Below are 21,432 nucleotides of genomic sequence, written 5' to 3' on the forward strand. Positions count from 1 at the left end.
AGGGCAGTAAAGTCATCGCTTGTTCGGCGACGGCGGGGGCGGCGGGCCGGTCACTCGCAGACGTACGACCGGTGGTCCCCCCGCGTCCGCACGTCGACGAACTGGTGGCGCTCGCCGTCGCCGACGTCGCCCGCGAAGGAGGGGTCGTCGGCAGTGTTCCCGTAGACCTCGTTGGCCCCCAAGAGGTCGCGGTCCGCGAGGTCGCCCCGCAGGTCCGTCGGCAGGGTCGCCTCCGCCCGGACGTCGACGACGAGGAGCCGGTCGGTGAAGCTCTTCGCGAGCCAGGCGTCCGCGACGGCGTCCCGCTCGCGGATCCGCCCGGCGAGCTCGCGGAGTTCGAGTTCCCTGTCGGTCATCGGCAGCGTGTTCGGACCGCCGGTCCTCGAACCCTCGCGCGAAGATGTTCGGGCGCCGCGGGCCGGCCGGGGATTTACCTGTCTGCCCCCGCAGGACCCCCCATGGGACCGGTTCGCTCGCTCCGGGTGGGTATCGCGACGCTGGTCGGCTGTCTCGCCGCGGCGGGCGTCGTCGCCGGCCACGTCAGGTACGTGACGGACGCCGACCAGGCCGGCGACGGGATGGCGTTCCTGGCGGCGGCGCTGACCGACCCGGTGAACGCCGCCGTCCTCGGCGCCGGCGGGGTCGGGGTGCTCGCGGCCGTCGCGGGCTACCTGCGGGTCCGGCCCTTCCGTCGCGACGTCGAGGTGTTCCGCGAGACCGTGACCGGCTACGCCGACCTGCTGCCGTGGCTCCTCCGGCTGGGGTTCGGCCTCCCCCTGGTCGGCGCCGGCTTCGCGGGCTACCTGTTCAACCCGGTCGTCGTCCCCGCGGACGCGGGCGGCGCCGTCCGCCTGTTCCAGATCGCCCTCGGGTTCGCGCTCCTGTTCGGGCTGGCGACCCGCGTCGCGGCGCTCGTCGGACTCGTCGCCTACCTCTTGACGCTCGCCGCCGAACCGCTGCTCGTCTACTCCCTGGAGTGGATCCCCGGGTTCCTCGCCGTCGCGCTCGTCGGCAGCGGCCGACCGAGCGCCGACGACGCGCTCGCCGAGGTCGCCGCCGCCGAGGGGACCTTCTACGGGCGAGTCGACCCGGTCTACGACGCCGCCGCCTGGCTCAACCGGGTCGTCGAGCCCTACGAGCGGCTCGTCCCGACGGTCGTCCGCGTGGGCCTGGGCGTCTCGTTCGCCTTCCTCGGGATCTTCGAGAAGCTGCTGGCCCCCGAGATGGCCACCAGCGTCGTGGCGCAGTACCGACTCGCCGAGATCGCCCCCATCTCGCCGGAGCTGTGGGTGCTCGGCGCCGGCTTCGCCGAACTCGGCCTCGGGATCGCCATCGCGCTCGGCGCGTTCACCCGGATGGCCTCGCTGTCGGCGCTGGGCGTGTTCACGCTCACGCTGTTCGGCCTCCCGGACGACCCCGTCCTCGCCCACATCGGCGCGTTCAGCCTCGCGTCGGCGCTGCTCATCACCGGTGCCGGACCCTACGCGCTGGACAACCGCATCGGCGCGACCAAACCGAGCGGGACGGCGGACGAGCGGGCCGCCGCCGGCGACGACTGAGGCCGGGCCCTGTATGGCCGAGGGGGCCCGCGGCCGTGCGAGTACCCGCTACTCCGAGACCAGGTCGCGGACGTCCGACTCGTCGGGCTCGTCGGGGAGGTCGGCGAGGCAGTCGAAGCAGAGGAAGAACTCGCTGCCGTCGTCGAACGCCAGCGTCATCCCGCCGGTCGACTGCGGGTTCGTGGACCAGAAGCCGGAGATGCCGCCGCCGATCGGCACCTCTTCGCCGCAGGCGTCGCATGGTTCGCGGGCCATACCCCCGTTACGGGGCCGACTCTCAAAAGCCGTCGCACCTACTGCGGCGGGTTGACCGCCAGTCCGTCGGCGAGCAGCGGGAGCACGACCAGCGCGCCCGCCGCGAGCGTCGCCCAGAGGGGCGCGCCCGTGAACCGGCCGACGATCCACCCCACCAGCAGGCCCAGCGGGATCGCCGCGAGCAGGAGATCGTAGCGAGAGAGCGGGGGCCCGCCGACGTACTGCTCCTCGTCCGGTCGGGTCGGACGGACGATGCCGAAGCCGTCGCTACTGGGTTGTCGTTGCGACACGTCCATCACCTCGTTTCTAGCTATCTATCTCCCCCGACTAAAACGTTACTCTCGAACGGTCGGAAATTCGAGAGGTTATATTCGAGTATTATTCGAGAATAGACCACCACCGTTCGGCGTGACGTCGGCCGCGGTTTTTCGCGGTCGAACGGCGTTCTCGAGTGCTAACAAGCAACACATCATAACAGGCTTCCAGTATGCGGTCTCGACGGCCGCCCGGGATTAAGGAACTGGCGCCCCATCCTGTCGATATGCGCGTGCTCGTGACGGGCGCGACGGGATTCGTCGGTGGGCGACTGGTTCCGGCGCTCCGCGACAGCGGCCACGACGTCGTCGCGCTCGTCCGCGACGCCGACCGCTACGACGCGGCCCCGGGCGTCGAGGTCGTCGAGGCCGACCTGCTGGAGCCGCCGGTGTCGTTCCCCGACGTCGACGCCGCCTACTACCTGGTCCACTCGATGCGGGCCGGCGGCGACTTCGCGGCGCGGGACCGCCTCGCCGCCCGGACGTTCGTCGACGCGGCCGACGCCGCCGGGGTCGAGCGGGTGGTCTACCTCGGCGGCCTCGGCGACGACGGTGACACCCTCTCGTCGCACCTCCGCTCGCGCCGCGAGGTCGAACACGTCCTCGCCTCCGGCGAGGCCGAGCTGACGACGCTCCGGGCGGCGATAATCGTCGGGGAGGGCTCGATCAGCTTCGAGCTGATCGAACAGCTCGCCTCGCGGCTGCCGGTCATGGTGACGCCGGAGTGGGTCCGCACCGAGTGTCAGCCCATCTACGTCGACGACGTGGTGGCGTACCTGGTCGGCGTCCTCGAGACCCCCGAGACCGCCGGCGAGACCTACGAGATCGGCGGCCCGGACGTCCTCACCTACGAGGCGATGCTCGAGCGCACCGCCGAGGCGCTCGACCGCCGGCCGCCGGTCGTCCTCCCCGTTCCCGTGTTGAGTCCGCGGCTGTCGGCCCGCTGGCTGTGGCTCCTGACCGACGTCCCGCTGAGCGTCGCCCGGCCGCTCGTCGACGGTCTGGGGAACACGGTGGTCGTCACCGACCGGCGGATCGAAGAGCACGTCGACGTCGACCCGACGCCGTTCGACGAGGCGGTCCGGCTGGCGCTGGGCGACCGGGCCGGGCGGTAGTCGGCGTCGACAGCGCCGTCGCCGGGCGGTTCTGCGGTTGGCGGCGCTCGCGTGCGGGTTCGGCGCTCGTCAGTAACGACTCGGCGAGGAAGGGTCGGCCGGAAGAAGTCGGTCGGTCACCTACTCGGACTGCATCTGCTTGAACTGGTCGAGCAGCGCCTCCGCGGAGTCCCCCGAGTCGTACTCGATCTCGCCCTCGTAGTCCGTCCGCTCGTCGTCGAAGGCCGCGTCGACCGTGGAGGCCTTCTGCTCGCGCCGCTCGTGTTCGTCTTCGTCATAGGCACCCATTGACATGGTATACAACCCCTTACGAATTCTCCGTATTCAATGTGTCGGGGGATATAGTGGGCGACTTAAGAGGAGAACGCGGTTCGGCTCCCCGTTCGTCGAATTCCGTCGCCTCCCCGCGGTCAGAACGTGGACGCGCGGTCCGGTCGAGCGTAACCGGTAAGCGACGGGGCCGAGTATGGCGGGTGTGGCAGGCCCCCTCCGCTTCCGCCGGTCGGACGAGTCGTGGTCGCGCGAACGCGTCCGCGAACAGCTCCTCGCACCGCTGGACGCCTCCTTCGGCGCCCGGCTGGAGGACCCGTGGTTCCGCGTCGGCGACGACCGCTACGACGCCGTCCGCCTGGAGATGGACAACGGCGACTTCGCGCTGTTCTGCTTCCGCCCGGGGCGGGCCTACTGGCTCGGCAACACCGAGACCCCCGAACCGCTGTGGCGCACCGAGAAGGAGACGTTCACCGAGGCGCCCTACGCCGTCTCGCGGTGGGCCCAGCGGGAGCTGACCGCCCGCCTCGAGGTGACCGACCCCTGGCTCGCCGACTACGGGTACGTGACGTGGTTCTTCCTGCCGGTGTTCTGCTCGAAGGACGGCCGCGACACCACCCGCCGGTTCTTCGAGGAGGACGCCGCCGGCTTCCCCGACGCGACCCGCGAGCAGGGCCTGCAGTTCTACGAGGACCTCCTCGAGACGGGCGTCCTCGACGAGCACCGCTACACGATGGCCTCGAAGCTGGGGACCAGCCCCGGCTACGACGTCGGCCGGATGCGCGCGACGATGGCCGAGTTCAACGTCGCGAAGATCCTCGCCGACGCCGGCCTCCCGTTCGAGCCGGAGGTCGAGCAGGACAGCGGACACGCCCTCGACTTCTCGGTCGACGGCCACCTCGTCGAGGTGACCCGGCCGGAGCCGCCCGCGCGGCGCTCCCACGCCGACCACCCCGTGGCCGCCGTCGTCGAGACCGGCGGCGCGAAACGGACCGACCAGCTGGCCAAACACCCCGAGGCGGCGCTGTTCGTCGACTGCACCTCCTTCACCGACGCCGAGTGGGCCGCCGTCAAGGGCGAGCAACCGGGCGTCGGCCACGAGCCGACCGTCGTCTTCCGCGCCCGCCCGGACGGCACCGTCGAGGGCTACCGGTACGGCGCGCTCCCGTTCGACCTGGGCGACGCGATAACGTGGGCGTAGGCGCGGAGCGGGCTACTCCTCGCGGGACGACTGGAAGTGCAATCCGACGATGACTGCGAGCGCGAAAAGCGAGAGCGCGAACGTCGCGGCGACGGCCGACTGGAGGAACAGCCAGGTGGCGACCAGGGCGACGGCGCTCGCGCCCGCGTGCGCGGCGTAGTACTTCGGCCACTCCCCGTCGGGGTCGTCGCTCGTGTCCAGGAACTGGTAGACGGGCTCGGCGTTCGGACCGAGCGTGACCGCCCCGCGGTCGTCGACGTCGACGACGGCGGCGTCGTCCATCTTCGGCAGGTGCGTCTGGTAGATGCCGACGTAGACGCGCTTGCGCTCCTGGGACGTCAGGTCGGACTGCGGCTTGTCGTTCTCGATTGCGGCGATGTACTCGGCGAGGTCGCTGGTCGTCGACTCGCCGCCGACCTCCTCGAGTCGCGACAGGATGAGCCGCCGCCGGGAGTTGCTCAGGATGTCGAAGACGACGTCGAGGGAGACGGACTCCGGCTTCACCGGGTCCTCCAGGTCCAGGGTCACGCCCCCGTCCTCGCCGGCCTCGCCGTCACTCTCCGTCGATCCTTCCGTCATCGTCTGTCCTCGATAGGAATCCTTCGAGGTCGGTGTATGTAATCCCCGGGGAAAGCCTGACCTCGACCAGTCGCGTGCGCTCCCGCGGCCCGTCGGCGCGTCGTCGACTGCCGTCCCGACCGCGCCGGGTCGCCCGACGTGCCGAACCGCTGCTCGTCAGTTCCCACCATTCTTGCTTGTCGTTTAATTCTCAGCTATTTGAACTTTGCTCCTCCCGGTCAGTTCCCGGCGAGCGCGACGTAGCCGGGAGGGCGGGAAGCTAAGTAGGTTCGCGCAAGTTTTGCCGTATGGAGACGCTGCTGTTGAACCGCGACGACGTGGGCGGGAACGCCCGGATGGCGGAGGTGATCGTCGCCGTCGAGGAGGCCTTCGCCGCCTACCAGCGCGGCGACGTACAGATGCCCGCGAAGTCCTACATCGACCTCCCCGAGTACGACGGGGACTTCCGGTCGATGCCCGCCTACATGGACGCGGGCGACTGGGACGCCGCCGGCATCAAGTGGGTGAACGTCCACACCGGCAACCCCGAGCGGTACGACCTCCCGACGGTCATGGGGACGATGATCTACTCGGACCCGCGGAACGCCTTCCCGCTGGCCATCATGGACGGGACGACGCTCACCCGCAAGCGGACCGGCGCGGCCGCCGCCGTCGCCACCGACCACCTGGCGGTCGAGGACGCCACCTCGCTGGGCATCGTCGGCGCGGGCGTCCAGTCGTACACGCAACTGGAGGCGATCGGCGTCGTCCGGGACATCGAGACCGTCGTCGTCGCCGACAAGCGCGAGGACGCCATCGAGGCGTTCGCCGACCGCTTCGGCGACGAGTTCGACGTCCGCGCCGGCTCCATCGCGGAGGCAGCGTCGTGCGATATCCTCTCGACGGTCACCCCCGTCGAGTCGCCGCTGGTCTCGGCGGCCGACCTCGGCGAGCGCACCCACGTCAACGCGATGGGCGCCGACGCCCCCGGGAAGAACGAACTCGGCCGGGACGTCGTCACGGACGCCAAACTCGTCATCGACGACTACGAGCAGTGCACCCACTCCGGGGAGATCAACGTCCCCTGGAGCCAGAACGTCCTCACCGACGCCGACCTCTACGGCGAACTCGGCGAGATCGTCGCCGGCGAGAAGTCCGGTCGGACCGCCGAGGACGGCGTCACCGTCTTCGACTCGACGGGCCTGGCCATCCAGGACGTCGCCGCGGCTCACGTCGTCTACGAGCGCGCGAACGAGAAGGACAACGGCACGCCGTTCGAGCTGGTCGACACGCGGCTGCGGTAGCTACGGAGGGCGAACATCCGGGGCCGTCGGCCGCGACCTACTCCCAGGAGACCCGCTCGCGGACGCCGCGGAGCGTCCGGGAGATGCTCCAGGCCACGAGGAAGAACGGGAGCAGCGGGACCAGCAGGAGCAGCACCACTGCCGCGCCCGCGATCCAGGGGTTGCCGAGTTCGTCGTTCGATCCCCCCGTCGAATCCTCGAACGGCCGGAACACTCGCTTCAGCGGACTGTCATTCGCCATATTGGGGGTATGTTCGTCCAGACGTTTGAACCTTGGCGTGGCCTCGCAGGGACGGCGTCTGTCGGATGGAAAGCTTAAGGGCCGAACCCCCGGAAGGTCCGGGTAACTTCTCTCTATGCACGACGACGACGGCTACGACCACACGGCGGTCGAACGGCGGTGGCAGGAGGCGTGGGACGACGCCTCCGCGTACCGGACGCCCGACGACGTCGAGGACCCGACGTACGTCCTCGGGATGTACCCCTACCCGTCCGGCCAGCTCCACATGGGCCACGTCCGCAACTACACCATTACGGACGCCTACGCCCGATACCGGCGGCTCCGCGGCGACGACGTCCTCCACCCGATGGGGTGGGACGCCTTCGGCCTCCCGGCGGAGAACGCCGCCAAGGAGCGGGACACCAACCCCCGCGACTGGACCTTCGACTGCATCGAGACGATGAAGGGCCAGATGGAGTCGATGGGCTTCGGCTACGACTGGGAGCGGGAGGTCACCACGTGCACGCCCGAGTACTACCGGTGGAACCAGTGGCTCTTCCGGCGGTTCGTCGAGGAGGACCTCGCGGAGCGCCGCGACGCCGAGGTCAACTGGTGTCCGTCCTGCGAGACCGTCCTGGCCGACGAGCAGGTCGAGGGCGACGACGAGCTCTGCTGGCGCTGCGGCACGCCCGTCGAGCAGCGCGACCTCGAGCAGTGGTTCCTGAAGATCACCGAGTACGCCGACGAGCTGGTCGAGGACATCGACGACCTCGAGGGCTGGCCCGACTCCGTCCGCCAGATGCAGCGAAACTGGATCGGCCGCCAGTACGGTTCCCGCGTGAACTTCGAAATAGCGGGCTACGGCGACGTCGAGGCGTTCACCACCCGCCTGGACACCATCTTCGGCGCGACCTTCTTCGCGCTGGCGCCGGACCACCCCATCGCCGAGGACCTCCTCGAGACCGACGACGCCGTCCACGAGTTCGTCCACCACGAGGCCGACCCCGACGGCGACGAGCCCAACGGCGTCGAGACGGACCTCACCGCCACCAACCCCGCGACGGGCGAGGAGGTCCCGGTCTTCGTCGCCGACTTCGTCCTCTCCGACGTCGGCACCGGCGCGCTGATGGGCGTCCCCGGCCACGACGACCGCGACCACGCCTTCGCCGAGAAGATGGGCGCCCCCATCGAACCGGTCGTCGCGCCCGAACCCGAGGACGGCGGCGAGCCGGAAGCTCCCGACGTCAGCGAGAGGGCCTACACCGAGGACGGCGTCCTCGTGAACTCCGGGGAGTACAGCGGCCTGGACAGCGAGACCGCCCGGGAGCGCCTGACCGAGGACCTCGACGGCGCCGCCCACCACACCCAGTACCGGCTGCGCGACTGGGGCATCTCCCGGCAGCGCTACTGGGGGACGCCCATCCCGGTCGTCCACTGCGACGACTGCGGGCCCGTCCTCGTCCCCGAAGAAGACCTGCCGGTCGAGCTGCCGGAGTTCATCAACACGACCGGCAATCCGCTGGACGAGGCCGAGGAGTGGAAGCAGACGACGTGTCCGGAGTGCGGCGGCGACGCGACCCGCGAGACGGACACGATGGACACCTTCGTCGACTCCTCGTGGTACTTCCTGCGGTACGTCTCGCCGGGGCTCGAGGACGCGCCGTTCGACCTCGAGCGCGCCAACGACTGGATGCCCGTCGACCAGTACGTCGGCGGCATCGAGCACGCCGTGATGCACCTGCTGTACTCGCGGTTCGTCACGAAGACGCTGGCCGACCACGAGGGGCTCGAGCACCGCGAGCCGTTCACGAACCTGCTGGCCCAGGGGATGGTCCAGCTGGAGGGCGAGAAGATGTCGAAGTCGAAGGGCAACGTCGTCTCCCCGCAGGCCATCGTCGAGGAGTACGGCGCCGACACCGCGCGGCTGTTCATGATGCAGGCCGCCCAGCCCGAGCGGGACTTCGACTGGTCCGACAAGGGCGTCCGCTCGGCCTACCAGTTCCTGACCCGGCTGAAGGAGACCGTCGAGTCGTTCGCGAGCGGCGACCTCGCGAGCGAGGCGCCGGACGACGCCGACGCCGCGGTCGCGGGCTACGTCGAGAGCGAGATCGACGCCGCCGTCGCCGTCACCACCGAGGAGTACGACGACCTGACGTTCAACGCCGCCGTCCGGGAGGCCCAGGGTCTCGTCAACACGCTCCGGCAGTACCGCGAGTACGCCGCCGTCGACCCCGACACCTTCGAGCGCGGTCTCGAGGTGGCGGTGACGCTGCTCTCGCCGGTCGCCCCGCACATCTGCGAGGAGCTGTGGGACGAACTCGACCGCGACGGGTTCGTCGTCGACGCCGAGTGGCCGGCGACCGACGCCGACCGCGACGTCGTCGCGCGCCGCCGACGGCTCGTCGAGAACACCCGCGAGGACGTCCGCCAGATCGTCGACGTCGCCGGCATCGAGGACCCCGAGCGCATCGACATCGTCGTCACGCCCGAGTGGAAGTACGAGGCCCACGGCATCGCCGTGGAGAGCGACGCGCCGAACCTCATCGGCGAGCTGATGCAGCACGACGCCATCAAGCGCCACGGCGACGACGCCGCCTCGTACGGCCAGGACCTCCAGGAGGAACGGGAGGCCCTGCAGCCGGTGCTCGACCCCGAGACCGAGTACGAGGCCCTGGAGGCCGCCGCCTGGCTCGTCGAGCGCGAGTTCGACGCGGACGTGCGCGTGCTGACCGCCGAGGAGGCCCCCGACGACGTCGCCGCGAAGGCCCAGCCGAGCCGCCCGGCCATCGACATCAGCGAGTGACGGCCCGACGGCGACCCGCCACCGTGCGCATCAGTAGCGCGCCGTACGTCTCCGTACTGCTATAGAACTACAGGGAGATATATAGATAACATAGTATCCTTCTTACCCGTCGGTTCGTTCTCCCCGGACGATGACAGCGGACTCGACCGGGACGGGCACCGGGGCGAGCAGTCGCCGGGACGTGCTCCTGGCCGGAGCCGGGCTCGCCGGCGGCGCGCTCTCCGGGTGCCTCACGCGCGTCGACGGCGACGTCGGCGACGGGCTCTCGGGATCGATCGCCATAGCCGGCAGCAGTACCGTCTTCCCGCTGATGTCCGCGATGGCCGAGGAGTTCCGGCGGGAACACCCCGACGTCAGCATCGACATCAGCCGGACGGGCAGCGGCGGCGGCTTCTCGAACTTCTTCTGCGTCGGCGACACCGACTTCAACAACGCCAGCCGCGAGATCCAGCCGGAGGAGGAGGAGCTCTGCGCCAGCAACCGCGTCGAGCCGGTGGAGATCCGGGTCGCGACGGACGCGCTCACCGTCATCGTGAACAACGAGGCGGGCTTCGTCGACTGCGTCACCGTCGAGGAGCTCCAGCAGATCTGGGGCCCCGACGCCGTGTCTCGCTGGAGCCAGGTTCGCGACGACTGGCCGGACGCCGAGATCCAGCGGTACGGCGCCGCCGAGACCTCCGGGACCTTCGACTACTTCTCGATGGCCATCAACGGCGAGGAGGGCGCCCACACGAGCGACTACCAGGCGACCGAGCGGGACAACGACATCGTCACCGGCGTCACGGGCAACCAGTACGCGATGGGGTACTTCGGCTTCTCGTACTACTACAGCAACCCCGAGCAGGTGACGGCCCTGCAGGTGGACCACGAGGGCGGCGGCTGCGTCGGCCCCTCGCTGGACGCGGCCGCGGCCGGCGAGTACACGCCGCTGTCCCGGCCGCTGTTCACCTACGCGGCGAAGGACGCCCTCGCCAGGGAGCCGGTCGCCGAGTTCGCCCGGTTCGTCGTCGAGCAGTCCGGCCGCCAGGAGCTCGTCGCCGACGCAATCGGCTACGTTCCCCTGAACGACGAACAGCAGGCCGAACAGCGCGACACGGTCGAGAAAGCGATCGAGGAGGTACAGCAGTGATGGAACCCACACATCGACGGACCGAGACGCACCGACGCGGCCGGGGTGAGACCGCGTGAGCGGCGCCTCCGACGCCCCCGACCTGCAACGCTCGAACCGCTGGCGGGAGCTCCGCGAGGGCACCTACGGCGGGCTCTTCGCGGCCTGCGCGCTGGCGTCCGTGCTGACGACCGTCGCCATCGTGCTGACGCTGTTCGTCGACGCCAGCTCCTTCTTCGCCGAGTACTCCATCGTCGAGTTCCTGACCGGCTACGACTGGAGCGCGCGGAACGGCGTCTTCGGCGTCGTCCCGCTGGTCTTCGGGACGCTCGTCGTCACGCTCACCTCGGCGCTGGTCGCGCTGCCCATCGGGACGCTGACCGCCATCTACCTCTCGGAGTACGCCACCCCGCGGATGCGGTCGATCCTGAAGCCGATGCTGGAGATCCTGGCCGGCGTGCCGACCGTCGTCTACGGCTACTTCGCGCTCGTCTACGTGACGCCGCTGCTGCGGGCGACGCTGTTCCCCTCGATCAGCACGTTCAACGCGCTGTCGGCGTCGCTGATGGTCGGCATCATGATCATCCCGATGGTGTCGTCGATCAGCGAGGACGCGATGAGCTCGGTGCCCGACGACCTCCGGCAGGCCGGCTACGGCCTCGGCGCCACCAAGTACGAGGTCTCGACCGGCATCGTCGTCCCCGCCGCCGTCTCCGGCATCGCCTCCTCGTACATCCTGGCCATCTCGCGGGCCATCGGCGAGACGATGATCGTCGTCGTCGCGATGGGCGCGCAGGCCCGCCTGCCGCCGGTCCGGGAGGGCCTCTTCGGGCTGCCGTTCCTGCACCCCGGCGACGTGCTCCTCGAGCCAGGGCAGACGATGACCGTCGCGATGGTCCAGATCGGCCAGAGCGACCTGACGGGCGGGACCCTCGCCTACGACAGCCTGTTCGCGATCGGACTGACACTGTTCGTGATCACACTGGTCATGAACATCCTGAGCGACATCATCGCGGAACGCTACCGGGAGGAGTACTGAGATGGCGACCGAGACCACCTCTCGCGACGACTTCGGCGAGGTGAGCCAGCTGCGGGGGCTGCTCTTCGAGTACCTCTCGCTGGGCGCGTCGGTCGTCGGCATCCTCGCGCTCGCCCTGCTGCTCGTCTACGTCACCATCGACGCCTTTGGCCTCTGGAACGCGGACGACGCCTGGCTGCTCGCGTACGTCGCCGCGTTCGCGTTCCCGGCCGTCGGCTTCCTGCTGTACGCCGCCGACGACCCCCGGGTGACGCGGCAGTCCGGCCTCGCGCTCGTCGGCGGCCTCGTCGGCTTCTTCGCGCTGTTCCGGGGCCTCGAGGCCCTCGGGATGGGCGTCCCGCGGCTCTCGTGGCCGCTGGCGTACATCTTCGGCGTCCTCGTCCCCGTCACCGGCTACGTCGGCTACGCCGCCTACCAGCGACCCGCCGGCGCCGTCGGCATCGGCCTCCTGGGCCGGGTGGCCGGCGGCCTCGGCCTGGCGGTCGCCGTCACCTCGGTGTTCGTCATCGCCGACGTCTACCGCTGGTTCCTCGTGTTCACGCTCGGCATCGCGCCGGCGGCCGCCATCTACGCCGCCGGTCGCGTCCGCGCGTCCCGACCGCTCACGTACCTGGCGGTCCCGGTCGCCCTGCTCGGCGCCGCCGCCGGGTTCGTCCTCCGCGAGTTCCTCGTCGTCTACCCGAGACAGTGGCTCATCTACGCGCTGACGCTCGGCGTCCCGGTCGCCGTCGCCGTCGCCGCGCTGGTGTGGCGCCGCCGCGGGGAGCGGTCCGCCGCGGCCGTCGCCGTCGGCCTCGTCGCCGTCGTCACGACGCTCGGCTACGTCTCGGGGATGGTCGGCCTCTCCCGGGCGGCCGTCGTCCTGCTGCTGCTCACGGTGGCCGTCCCGGTCGGCCTCCAGATCGACCGCGTCCTGTCCCACGGCCGTGGCAGCGTCGGCCTGCTGTTCCCCGTGGTCCTCGTCGCCGGCGCGCTCGCCGGGACGGTCCTGGTCGACCTGCTGGCCGCGACGGGGCCGAGCCCGTGGCTCGACTGGTCGTACGTCACCAATCCCCCGTCGACCACCATCGCCGACGACGCCGGCCTCTACCCCGCCATCGTCGGGTCGATCTTCATCATCACCATCGTCGCCCTGCTGTCGTTCGCCCTCGGCGTCGGCACCGCCGTCTTCCTCGAGGACTACACCCCCGACACCGGCCCGCTGGCGACGGTCACCCGGCTGATCCAGATCAACATCTCGAACCTCGCGGGCGTCCCGTCGGTCGTCTACGGCCTGCTCGGCCTCGGCCTGTTCGTCAACCTGCTAGGCCTCGGCTTCGGGACCGTCGTCGTCGCCGCGGTCACGCTGTCGCTGCTCATCCTGCCCATCGTCATCATCTCCGCCCAGGAGGCCATCCGGTCGGTGCCCGACGACATGCGGCAGGCCTCCTACGGCCTCGGCGCGACGCGCTGGCAGACCACCAAGAACGTCGTCCTCCCGGAGTCGCTGCCCGGCATCCTCACCGGCACCATCCTCTCGCTGGGCCGGGCCATCGGCGAGACCGCGCCGCTCATCATGATCGGCGCGCCGACGACCGTCTTTGCGCCGCCAGAGGGGCTCCTCGCCCGAACCAGCGCGATGCCCATGCAGATCTACGCGTGGGCGGCCCTCCCGCAGCAGGACTTCCGCTACGGCGTCGTCGCGGCCGGCGTCGTCACGCTGCTGGTCGTCCTGATCGGGCTGAACGCCACCGCCATCCTCGTCCGGAACCGCTACGAGCGGTCCGACGGCTGAGGGGGTAGACTTTTCTCCCGGCTCGCCCGAGAGCGAGCTCGTGGGCAGTGACGCAGCACGGGTAGCCGGAGCGCTCGAGGCCGCACTCGCAGCGCGGCTGCCATCGCTGACCTGGACCACCGAACGCTACGTCGGGCGGACGCCGGTCGACGTGGCCGGGGAGGGCGACGGAGAGGACGCCGCGCTGACGCTCGTCGAACTCGAGTGGCGCCGGGCCGACCCCGCCGACAACACGGTGACGCTGTTCCGGCATCTCGACGCCGGCGAAATCGGCGGGGACGTCTGCGTCGTCCAGCTTTTCACCCGGTACTACGACCTCCAGTCCGGTGGCGTCGCCTCGAAGCGGAAGAACGCCGAATTCGTCGGCGACCTGGCCGCCGAGACCTTCGCAGACGTCGGCTACCACGCCCTGACCCTCGACGTCGACCCGCCGAAGCGGGGTGGGGAGTTACCCGACGACTGGCGGAACGCCGTCGGCACGGCGGCCGACCGGATCGCGAACCGTCTCTAGTCGAGCGACTCGACCGCGGCGAGGACGTCCGCCGCGTGGCCCTCGGGCTGCATCGTGTCGGCGTCGACGACGGCCTGGACCTCGCCGCCCGCGAGGACGAAGGTGATGCGGTCGACGAAGTCGTCCTGGACCTCGAGACCGAACGCCTCGGCCACGTCGCCGTCCGGGTCCGCCAGCAGGTCGAACGAGAGCCCTTCCTCGTCGGCGAACTCGCGGTGGGAGTCGACGTCGTCGGTCGAGACGCCGTAGACCGCGACGCCGGTCTGGCGGAACGACTCGATGTCGGCCTCGAACTCCCGGGCCTCCAGCGTACAGCCCGGCGTGCCGTCGCGCGGGTAGAAGTAGACGACGGTGGGCTCCGCGAACTCCGGCGAGACGGTCTCGCCGTGCTGGTTCGCCGCCTGTACGTCCGGGGCCGGGTCGCCCGCCTCGAGTGCCATGTCGCAGGTGCCGCGGCCGGCCACATCAATCCAACGCGGGTGGACCGCGCCGCTACAGCGCCGCCAGGCCGTCGTCCATCATGTCCAGCAGGACGTCGCGGGCGTGGCCGTCGGCGGAGACGCCGGCGTAGGCCGCCTTCACCTCGCCGTCCGCGAGGACGAAGGTGGTCCGCTCGGCCCGCCCCTGGTCGTCGCGGTCGACGCCGAAGGCCGCACAGAGGTCGCCGTCGGGATCGGCCAGCAGGTCGTACGGGACGTCGTGTTCGTCGGCGAACTCGCGGTGGGAGTCGACGTCGTCCGTCGAGACGCCGTAGACGGTCACCTCGGCGTCGTCGTAGGTGTCGGCCTCCCGGGTGAACTGGTCGGCCTGCGTCGCGCAGCCGGGGGTGCCGTCCTCGACGTAGAAGTAGAGGACCGTCGGCTCCTCGAAGTCCGGGGAGACCGTCTCGCCGTCCTGGTTCGGTGCCGAAACGTCGGGTGCGGGGTCGCCTGCTTCGAGCATACCCGACGTTCGTCCGCGAGGGGCATCAGTGGTGGGTCCCGTCGGCAGGGGCACGTTACCCCGAACTAACCGCAACCATCGACCGAATTAGGTTATCTCCGCTCGGCGCGTGGGATATCCATGGAAGCCATGGTGGGCCCCGATGACCGGCCCGACGACCCGGAATCGGCGCTCGACGGCCTCTCGGAGGACCGGATCTTCTCGCTGCTCTCCGCGGGACGGCGGCGCGAACTGCTCCGGGCCCTCGAGGCGGCCGGCGAGGCGGTGCCGCTCTCCGTGCTCACCCGGGAGGTCGCGCTGGCGGAGGGCATCGAGTCCGACGCCGACGCGGGGGCCTTCAAGACGGTGTACGTCTCGCTGTACCAGACGCACGTCCCCTCGCTCGCCGCCGCCGGCGCCGTCGAGTACGACCCGGTCGAGAAGCACGTCGAACTGACCTCGCGTGCCGCGCCGCTGTTCACCTACCTGGACATCGCCGGCGGGTCCGACGACGAGGAGACGACGGGGCTGCTCTCCCGGTTCTTCGGAGCAGACCACGCGGCGAACTAGTCGGACTCGGCCGCCCGCTCCTCGAAGACGAGCCGCTCCTTCTCCGCGCGGCTGAACTGCTTGATCTCGTACTCGCGGCTCATCGCGGCCGACCGGGAGTCGTAGCTCTCCGAGTGGACGAGTTCGACCGGCGTCCGACAGCGGGTGTACTTCGCGCCGTCGCCGGCGTCGTGCTCGGCGACGCGCCGCTCGAGGTCGGTCGTGTACCCGGTGTACAGCGACCCGTCGGCGCACTCGAGGACGTAGACGTGGTGGTCGCCGTCTGCCATCGGTTCCGAGATGGGACTGTGTCGGCTAAAGCTGTCGGTCCGTTCCGGAAAGAATTCGACCGCTACCGCGAGGGTCGCGTGACGAGGGCACCCTGTGGTTGGAACACAGTGCGAACGACCGTACGGTCGTTACTCGTGTGCGCGCTCCCTCGAGACCTCGGCGATCCCGGCGTTCGCGGAGCAGTTCGGGCAGGCTCGTACCTGGCCGAACTCGTCGGCGAACACGCGGGCGAACCGGTCCGAGACGTGCGCGTCACAGTGATCACACCTGGGCATTCTGGCCGCCGACGTGGGTATCCCCTGTCGGCACCCCCCTTTGGTCCCGGAGGCACAAATACCCTCGGTATACAGTGACAAACTACCGCGACCCGTCGGTTTCCGCCCCCTCCGAGGCTCTCGCTTCCGATATCGAGCGAGCCACGAGTCCGGCCTGCGAGCCGGCGGTGAACCCGGCGTCCACGTTCACGACCGTCAGCGGTGTACAGGACTGGAGCATCCCCGAGAGCGCCGCCTCCCCCTCGCCGCCGGCGCCGTAGCCCGTCGACACCGGCAGGCCGATCAGCGGGACGTCGACGAGGCCGGCAACGACCGTGGGCAGGGCGCCCTCCCGGCCCGCGGCAACGATCAGGACATCCGTCTCCCTGAGATCCGCCAGACGGTCGAAGAGGCGGGCGATGCCCGCGACGCCGACGTCGTCGATCCGCTCGACGGTCGCGCCCATCTCCCGGGCGACGACGGCCGCCTCGCCCGCCGCCTCGGCGTCCGAGGTGCCGGCGGTGACCACGCCCACGGTGGCGTCGAGTTCCGGCGGCTCGAACGTCGGAGCCTGGACGACGAGCGTCCTGGCCCTGGCGTCGCGCTCGATGGTCGCCTCGGGGGCCTCCTCCGCCAGTCGCTGCCGGCAGGCGTCGACCGCGTCGTCGTCGGCCCGGGTGACCAGCGCCCGGCCGGTCGTCTCCACGGCCCCGGCGGTCATCGCCGCGGTCTCCTCGGGCGTCTTCCCCTCGGCCAGTACCGCCTCCGGGATGCCGGTCCGGTCCTCCCGGGCCGCGTCGAACCGGCCCGCCTCCGTCCGGGCGTACCCCCGGAGCTCAGCTTCGGCCTCGGCCGCCGATAGCTCGCCGGCGGCGACCGCCTCGAGTATCTCGCGCATGTTCCCGTGTTCGCGTCGGCGACTACCAACCTGTCGACTCGACCGGGGGCGTCGGCGCGCGTGAGCCGCTGTTAGCGCGCTCGAGCGCGCTCGAGGCGCCGGTTCGCGGACTCGAGGAATGAACTGGCCAAAACACGTATATAAGCAGTCCAACTCCGCGTCGGTTCTCCCCGGTTTTACACGGCTAAACCGGCGGTAGAAGCGGCGATACCGCCCCCTTTTGGGAAATTATATAAGGGGCCCGGGTAAACCGCGATTTGTATGGCAGACCTGATCGTCAAAGCCGCTGTGAAGGAAGCGCTCAACGACATGAACGTCGCCTCCGACTTCTACGACGCCCTCGACGACGAGGTCGAGGAGCTGCTCGAGGACGCCGCCCGGCGTGCCGAGGACAACGACCGAAAGACCGTCCAGCCGCGCGACCTGTAAGGTCGCTTCCACTCGTATTCTTTCGCGGGTCGCAGCGTACAGCCGAGCGCGTCGACCGATAGCAGCCGGTCCCGCTCCCACCGTGGGTACTAACCGACGTGAACTACTAATCCCGGTGAACAGTCACTGTGACTGAAACGACACACCACCCCCGGCTGGCCGAGGAGTCGACCCCCGAACCCGTCGACTGGGTCCGCGAGCACGAGGACCGGGCCGCGGAGTTGCTGCTGGAGTTGCTGTCGTTCGACACGCAGAACCCCCCGGGCCGGACCGGCGAGATCGCCGACTGGATCGAGGGCCGCTTCGACGACTGGGGGCTGGAGACCGATCGGGTGGTCTCCGAGCCGGCGAAGCCGAACCTCGTGACGACGCTGCAGGGCGAGCGCGACGAGACCGTGCTGTTCAACGGCCACCTCGACACCGTCCCGTTCCACGCCGGGCGCTGGAGTCGGGACCCACTCGGCGAACGCGACGACGACCGGATCTTCGGCCGCGGCGCCACCGACATGAAGGGTCCCGTCGCCTCACTGCTCCTGACCGCGAATGCGTTCGCGGCGACGGACACGACGCCCCCGTTCACCCTCCAGTTCGCCCTGGTGGCCGACGAGGAGACCGGCGGCCCCGCGGGCACCGAGACCCTCCTGGAGCGCGACGCCGTCGACCCCGACGTCTGCGTCGTCGCCGAGACCACCTCCGCGCCGGAGCGCCGCTCGGTCACCGTCGCCGAGCGGGGCCGTCTGTGGCTCACCCTCGAGGCGACCGGCCAGGCCGCCCACGGCTCCCGCCCGATGCTGGGCGTCAACGCCATCGACCGCCTGGACGACGCCATCGAGGACTGCCGGGCCGTCCTCGAGGACCTCGACCTCTCGATCGACCCGCAGATGGAGTCGGTCATCGAGGAGTCCGTGGAGTACTACGCGCCCGCGATGGGTCGGGAGACCGCCCGCTCGCTCTTCGAGCAGCCGACGGCCAACCTCGGGACGTTCAACGGCGGCGACGCCATCAACAGCGTCCCCGAGCGCGCCGTCGCCGAACTCGACGTCCGGCTGACCCCCAGCGTCGACCCGTCGGCCGTCCTCACGACCGTCGGCGACGTCCTCGAGGACCACGACCGCGTCTCGGTCCGCGAGGTCTCCTCCACCGCCGGCACCTACGAGTCCCAGGACAGCCCGGTCATCGACCCCGCCGTCGAGGCCACGCGCCAGGTGACCGGCGACCGCGTCTACCGCCGGTGTGCCAGCGGCGGCAGCGACGCCCGCCTCTTCAGGAACGAGGGCGTCCCCACCGTCGAACTCGGCCTCGGGCACGGCAACGCCCACTCGACCGACGAGTACACCACGACGGACACGCTCGTCGGCAACGCCGCCGTCTACACGCTGCTGCCGTACCGCTGCGGGCAGAACTGAGTTCTCGAACGGAAGCGCCTCTGCGCCGTCGTCAACGACGACGCCGTCGACCGCACAACTTCACCGACCTACTGCTCCAGCACTTCGACGCCGTCGTCAGCGACGACGCCGTCGACCGCACAACATCACCGACCTACTACTTCAGCACTTCGACGCCGTCGTCGGTCCCCACGTACACCGCGTCCGCCATCCCCACGAACAGCCCGTGTTCGACGACGCCCGGGACGGCCGCCAGGTCGGCCGCCAGCGCCTCCGGCGCCGCGATCGCGCCGAACTCGCAGTCGACGACGAGGTTGCCGTTGTCCGTGACCACCGGCCCGTCCTTCCGCTCGGCGTCCCGGAGCGTCGGCTCGCCGCCGAGGGCCCGCAGGTCCGCGTTCACCACCGGGACGGCGTCGGGCAGCACCTCGACGGGGACCGCCAGGTCGAGCGTCCGCGCTCGCTTCGTCTCGTCGACGACGACCAGGAACCGGTCGGCCGCCGCGTCCACGAGCTTCTCGCGGGCGTGCGCGGCACCGCCGCCCTTGATCAGGTCGCCGTCGGCCACCTGGTCGGCGCCGTCGACGGCGACGTCCGGCGTGGCGTCCTCCAGCGTCGTCAGCGGGATACCCACCTCGCGGGCGAGCTGCCGTGACTGGTAGGACGTCGGGATTCCACGGACGTCGAGTCCGGCGTCGACCTCGCGGCCGAGCGCCCGGATGGCCGCCGCGGCCGTCGACCCCGTGCCCAGGCCGACGACCATCCCGTCGTCGACCGCCTCGGCGGCGCGTGCTCCGGCGCGGCGCTTCTGTTCGTCGGTCCCGCCGCTCTGCTTCATGTCTGTCAGTGGCACCGACTCGGGAAAAGCACTTGCGGTGCTGGGCGTCCGAACTGGGTCGTTGCTCGCGGGTCGTGTGCGCTCTCTGTTCGGCTAGTCGGGGGCGCTCAGAATGTATCTCCCTGTTCGCGGGTCGCTTGCGCTCCCCGCTCGCCATAACGGGACCTCCCTTCGGTCGGTCCCGCAGCCGACGGGATTTTTACCACCCCGCGAGACCGTCTCCACATGTTCGGAACGAGCGGTATCCGCGGCCCCGTCGGCGACGAGGTGACGGCCGACCTCGCGCTCCGCGTCGGGCGGGCGCTCGGCGCCGAGACCGACCGCGTCGTCGTCGGACGGGACCCCCGCGGCAGCGGCGAACTCCTCGCGGACGCCCTCGCGGCGGGGCTGCGCGAACTCGGGACCGACGTCGTCGACCTGGGCCTCGCCGCGACGCCCACCGTCGCCCGCGCCGTCGCGTGGCGGGACGCCGACGCCGGGGCCGTCGTCACCGCGAGCCACAACCCCCCGGAGGACAACGGCATCAAGCTCTGGCAGCCCTCCGGGCAGGCCTACGACGCCGAGGGGCGCCAGCGCATGACCGAGCGCATCGAGGCCGACGACCCAGACCTCGAACCGTGGGACGGCATCGGCGAGCGGACGACCGCCAGCGACGTCGACCGGCACCTCGAGACGCTCGTCGACGCCGTCGACGGACCCCTCGACCTCACCGTCGCGGTGGACGTCGGGAACGGTGCTGGAGGTGTCACTCCGGACGCGCTCGTCGAACTCGGCTGCGAGGTCGAGACGCTGAACGCCCAGCCGGACGGCCGGTTCCCGGGGCGGCCCTCCGAGCCCACGGCGGAGAACTGCGCGGCGCTCGCGACCCTCGTCGAGGGCGGCGACTACGACCTCGGGATCGCCCACGACGGCGACGCCGACCGGATGCGCGCCGCCGCCGGCGACGGGACGTTCCTCGCCGGCGACGTCCTGCTGGCGCTGTTCGCGGCCGACGCCGCGGCGGCCGGCCAGCGCGTGGCGGTCCCGGTCGACACCAGCCTCGCCGTCGAGGACTTCCTCGCCGAGCGCGACGTCGACGTCACCCGGACGCCAGTCGGCGACGTCTACGTGGCCGAGGCCGCGGCTGAACCGGACGTCGCCTTCGGCGGCGAACCCTCCGGCGCCTGGATCTGGCCCGAGGAGACGCTGTGTCCCGACGGCCCCCTGGCCGCGGTGCGGATCGCAGCGCTCGCGGCCGAGAAGCCGCTCGAGGACCGCATCGACGAGATCCCCACCTACCCAATCCGACGGGCGAACGTCGAGACCGACGACAAGGCGGCGGTGATGGCGGCAGTCGAGGACAGCGTCTTCGAGCGGTACGACTCCGTCGAGACGCTCGACGGCGTCCGCGTCAGCACCGACGCGGGCTGGTTCCTCGTGCGGGCGAGCGGCACCCAGCCGCTGATCCGCGTGACCGCGGAGGCGCGCGAGTCGGATCGGGCGGAGGAACTCCTGGCGGACGCGCGGAACCTCGTCGAAGCGGCCCGGTGAGAGCCGGCAGACGAGAGAAGAGACGCTCGGTCGCGGTGCCAGTTACGTCCGACGGGTGGAGCGGGCCTCGCGGACGTCGGAGCCGTCGCGGATCTTGTCCTCACACTGGGGACAGACGCGCGGATCTTCGATACCGTTCGGCGTGAAAACCCGAGCGTACGCTGCCGTTACGAACGCGCCGCAGTTCTGGCATTCCGGCATACCCCTACCCTGGAACTGGACCCACATAATAATAGTGTGTCAACATGTATCGAACGGGCGACAGAATCCCGATAGCAGCCGGATTCGACCGTCTCGAGGCGACGG

The 21,432-nt window shown here is 70.5% G+C and carries 26 protein-coding genes; 13 read left to right on the plus strand and 13 right to left on the minus strand.

Annotated elements, in window-relative coordinates:
* Positions 1–50 precede the first annotated feature (50 nt).
* Positions 51–356: a hypothetical protein gene (locus HWV07_RS12105; RefSeq protein ID WP_178334548.1), complete on the minus strand. Its 306-nt coding sequence runs from the start codon at positions 354–356 to the stop codon at positions 51–53.
* Positions 357–458: 102 nt separating this feature from the next.
* On the opposite strand from HWV07_RS12105, the gene HWV07_RS12110 reads away from it, so the two are divergent.
* On the plus strand, positions 459–1,559 hold the full coding sequence (locus HWV07_RS12110; protein WP_178334549.1) for a DoxX family protein: 1,101 nt from the start codon (positions 459–461) through the stop codon (positions 1,557–1,559).
* 48 nt (positions 1,560–1,607) lie between these two features.
* On the opposite strand, the gene HWV07_RS12115 is transcribed toward HWV07_RS12110, so the two are convergent.
* Together HWV07_RS12115 and HWV07_RS12120 are read right to left on the minus strand one after the other, a co-directional pair.
* Positions 1,608–1,814 carry a DUF7561 family protein gene (locus tag HWV07_RS12115; protein ID WP_178334550.1) on the minus strand — a complete coding sequence of 69 codons (207 nt, stop codon included), beginning with the start codon at positions 1,812–1,814 and terminating at the stop codon, positions 1,608–1,610.
* A 38-nt stretch (positions 1,815–1,852) separates the two neighbouring features.
* The gene (locus HWV07_RS12120; protein WP_178334551.1) at positions 1,853–2,104 is read right to left on the minus strand and encodes a DUF8015 family protein; all 252 of its coding nucleotides are present in this window, start codon (positions 2,102–2,104) and stop codon (positions 1,853–1,855) included.
* 251 nt (positions 2,105–2,355) lie between these two features.
* Between HWV07_RS12120 and HWV07_RS12125 the strand changes: the two genes are divergently transcribed.
* Positions 2,356–3,243: an NAD(P)H-binding protein gene (locus HWV07_RS12125; RefSeq protein WP_178334552.1), complete on the plus strand. Its 888-nt coding sequence runs from the start codon at positions 2,356–2,358 to the stop codon at positions 3,241–3,243.
* Between the two features lie 120 nt (positions 3,244–3,363).
* Here HWV07_RS12125 and HWV07_RS12130 read toward each other — a convergent pair whose 3' ends face one another.
* Positions 3,364–3,537 carry a DUF5786 family protein gene (locus HWV07_RS12130; RefSeq protein ID WP_246279760.1) on the minus strand — a complete coding sequence of 58 codons (174 nt, stop codon included), beginning with the start codon at positions 3,535–3,537 and terminating at the stop codon, positions 3,364–3,366.
* Positions 3,538–3,718: 181 nt separating this feature from the next.
* Between HWV07_RS12130 and HWV07_RS12135 the strand changes: the two genes are divergently transcribed.
* On the plus strand, positions 3,719–4,714 hold the full coding sequence (locus tag HWV07_RS12135) for a DUF5784 family protein (protein WP_178334553.1): 996 nt from the start codon (positions 3,719–3,721) through the stop codon (positions 4,712–4,714).
* A gap of 12 nt (positions 4,715–4,726) precedes the next feature.
* Here the strand turns inward: HWV07_RS12135 and HWV07_RS12140 are convergent, their stop codons facing one another.
* Positions 4,727–5,293 (minus strand): DUF7344 domain-containing protein, encoded by a 567-nt coding sequence (locus tag HWV07_RS12140; RefSeq protein WP_178334554.1) that lies wholly within the window; start codon positions 5,291–5,293, stop codon positions 4,727–4,729.
* Positions 5,294–5,580: 287 nt separating this feature from the next.
* On the opposite strand from HWV07_RS12140, the gene HWV07_RS12145 reads away from it, so the two are divergent.
* Positions 5,581–6,576, plus strand: a complete 996-nt coding sequence (locus HWV07_RS12145) for an ornithine cyclodeaminase family protein (protein ID WP_178334555.1) — start codon at positions 5,581–5,583, stop codon at positions 6,574–6,576.
* A 37-nt stretch (positions 6,577–6,613) separates the two neighbouring features.
* Here HWV07_RS12145 and HWV07_RS12150 read toward each other — a convergent pair whose 3' ends face one another.
* Positions 6,614–6,817, minus strand: coding sequence for a DUF7535 family protein (locus tag HWV07_RS12150; protein WP_178334556.1), 204 nt, complete (start codon positions 6,815–6,817; stop codon positions 6,614–6,616).
* A gap of 115 nt (positions 6,818–6,932) precedes the next feature.
* On the opposite strand from HWV07_RS12150, the gene leuS reads away from it, so the two are divergent.
* From leuS to HWV07_RS12175, 5 genes are all read left to right on the plus strand, one after another.
* Positions 6,933–9,599 carry a leucine--tRNA ligase gene (gene leuS, locus HWV07_RS12155; protein ID WP_178334557.1) on the plus strand — a complete coding sequence of 889 codons (2,667 nt, stop codon included), beginning with the start codon at positions 6,933–6,935 and terminating at the stop codon, positions 9,597–9,599.
* A gap of 130 nt (positions 9,600–9,729) precedes the next feature.
* Positions 9,730–10,728, plus strand: a complete 999-nt coding sequence (locus tag HWV07_RS12160) for a PstS family phosphate ABC transporter substrate-binding protein (RefSeq protein ID WP_178334558.1) — start codon at positions 9,730–9,732, stop codon at positions 10,726–10,728.
* A 55-nt stretch (positions 10,729–10,783) separates the two neighbouring features.
* Entirely contained in the window at positions 10,784–11,746 is a 963-nt protein-coding gene (pstC, locus tag HWV07_RS12165) for a phosphate ABC transporter permease subunit PstC (protein WP_178334559.1), read from the plus strand.
* 1 nt (position 11,747) lies between these two features.
* Positions 11,748–13,520, plus strand: a complete 1,773-nt coding sequence (pstA, locus tag HWV07_RS19810; protein ID WP_178334560.1) for a phosphate ABC transporter permease PstA — start codon at positions 11,748–11,750, stop codon at positions 13,518–13,520.
* 40 nt (positions 13,521–13,560) lie between these two features.
* Positions 13,561–14,031 (plus strand): hypothetical protein, encoded by a 471-nt coding sequence (locus HWV07_RS12175; RefSeq protein WP_178334561.1) that lies wholly within the window; start codon positions 13,561–13,563, stop codon positions 14,029–14,031.
* On the opposite strand, the gene HWV07_RS12180 is transcribed toward HWV07_RS12175, so the two are convergent.
* Positions 14,028–14,471 (minus strand): peroxiredoxin, encoded by a 444-nt coding sequence (locus HWV07_RS12180; protein ID WP_178334562.1) that lies wholly within the window; start codon positions 14,469–14,471, stop codon positions 14,028–14,030. The two genes, HWV07_RS12175 and HWV07_RS12180, sit on opposite strands and share 4 nt — an antisense overlap.
* Positions 14,472–14,523: 52 nt before the next feature.
* Positions 14,524–14,973: a peroxiredoxin gene (locus HWV07_RS12185; protein WP_178334563.1), complete on the minus strand. Its 450-nt coding sequence runs from the start codon at positions 14,971–14,973 to the stop codon at positions 14,524–14,526.
* 120 nt (positions 14,974–15,093) lie between these two features.
* Between HWV07_RS12185 and HWV07_RS12190 the strand changes: the two genes are divergently transcribed.
* Positions 15,094–15,522 carry a DUF7344 domain-containing protein gene (locus HWV07_RS12190; RefSeq protein WP_178334564.1) on the plus strand — a complete coding sequence of 143 codons (429 nt, stop codon included), beginning with the start codon at positions 15,094–15,096 and terminating at the stop codon, positions 15,520–15,522.
* On the opposite strand, the gene HWV07_RS12195 is transcribed toward HWV07_RS12190, so the two are convergent.
* The 3 genes from HWV07_RS12195 to larB all read right to left on the minus strand — a co-directional run bounded on the left by HWV07_RS12195 (position 15,519) and on the right by larB (position 16,944).
* Positions 15,519–15,791, minus strand: a complete 273-nt coding sequence (locus HWV07_RS12195) for a GIY-YIG nuclease family protein (protein ID WP_178334565.1) — start codon at positions 15,789–15,791, stop codon at positions 15,519–15,521. The genes HWV07_RS12190 and HWV07_RS12195 overlap by 4 nt on opposite strands.
* A 129-nt stretch (positions 15,792–15,920) precedes the next feature.
* Positions 15,921–16,067 (minus strand): DUF7563 family protein, encoded by a 147-nt coding sequence (locus HWV07_RS12200; protein WP_178334566.1) that lies wholly within the window; start codon positions 16,065–16,067, stop codon positions 15,921–15,923.
* An 82-nt stretch (positions 16,068–16,149) separates the two neighbouring features.
* The gene (gene larB, locus HWV07_RS12205; protein ID WP_178334567.1) at positions 16,150–16,944 is read right to left on the minus strand and encodes a nickel pincer cofactor biosynthesis protein LarB; all 795 of its coding nucleotides are present in this window, start codon (positions 16,942–16,944) and stop codon (positions 16,150–16,152) included.
* Between the two features lie 261 nt (positions 16,945–17,205).
* Between larB and HWV07_RS12210 the strand changes: the two genes are divergently transcribed.
* Positions 17,206–17,373 (plus strand): DUF1931 domain-containing protein, encoded by a 168-nt coding sequence (locus tag HWV07_RS12210; protein ID WP_178334568.1) that lies wholly within the window; start codon positions 17,206–17,208, stop codon positions 17,371–17,373.
* Between the two features lie 128 nt (positions 17,374–17,501).
* Complete coding sequence (locus tag HWV07_RS12215; RefSeq protein ID WP_246279761.1) at positions 17,502–18,779, plus strand: M20 family metallopeptidase; 1,278 nt, start codon at positions 17,502–17,504, stop codon at positions 18,777–18,779.
* 136 nt (positions 18,780–18,915) lie between these two features.
* Here the strand turns inward: HWV07_RS12215 and rpiA are convergent, their stop codons facing one another.
* Positions 18,916–19,596 (minus strand): ribose-5-phosphate isomerase RpiA, encoded by a 681-nt coding sequence (gene rpiA, locus HWV07_RS12220; protein ID WP_178334569.1) that lies wholly within the window; start codon positions 19,594–19,596, stop codon positions 18,916–18,918.
* Between the two features lie 225 nt (positions 19,597–19,821).
* Between rpiA and glmM the strand changes: the two genes are divergently transcribed.
* Positions 19,822–21,126, plus strand: coding sequence for a phosphoglucosamine mutase (gene glmM / locus HWV07_RS12225; RefSeq protein ID WP_178334570.1), 1,305 nt, complete (start codon positions 19,822–19,824; stop codon positions 21,124–21,126).
* A 42-nt stretch (positions 21,127–21,168) separates the two neighbouring features.
* On the opposite strand, the gene HWV07_RS12230 is transcribed toward glmM, so the two are convergent.
* Positions 21,169–21,327 (minus strand): DUF7563 family protein, encoded by a 159-nt coding sequence (locus HWV07_RS12230; protein ID WP_178334571.1) that lies wholly within the window; start codon positions 21,325–21,327, stop codon positions 21,169–21,171.
* Positions 21,328–21,432 lie beyond the last annotated feature (105 nt).

The sequence above is a fragment of the Natronomonas salina genome, from assembly GCF_013391105.1.
Taxonomy (GTDB): Archaea; Halobacteriota; Halobacteria; order Halobacteriales; family Haloarculaceae; genus Natronomonas; species Natronomonas salina.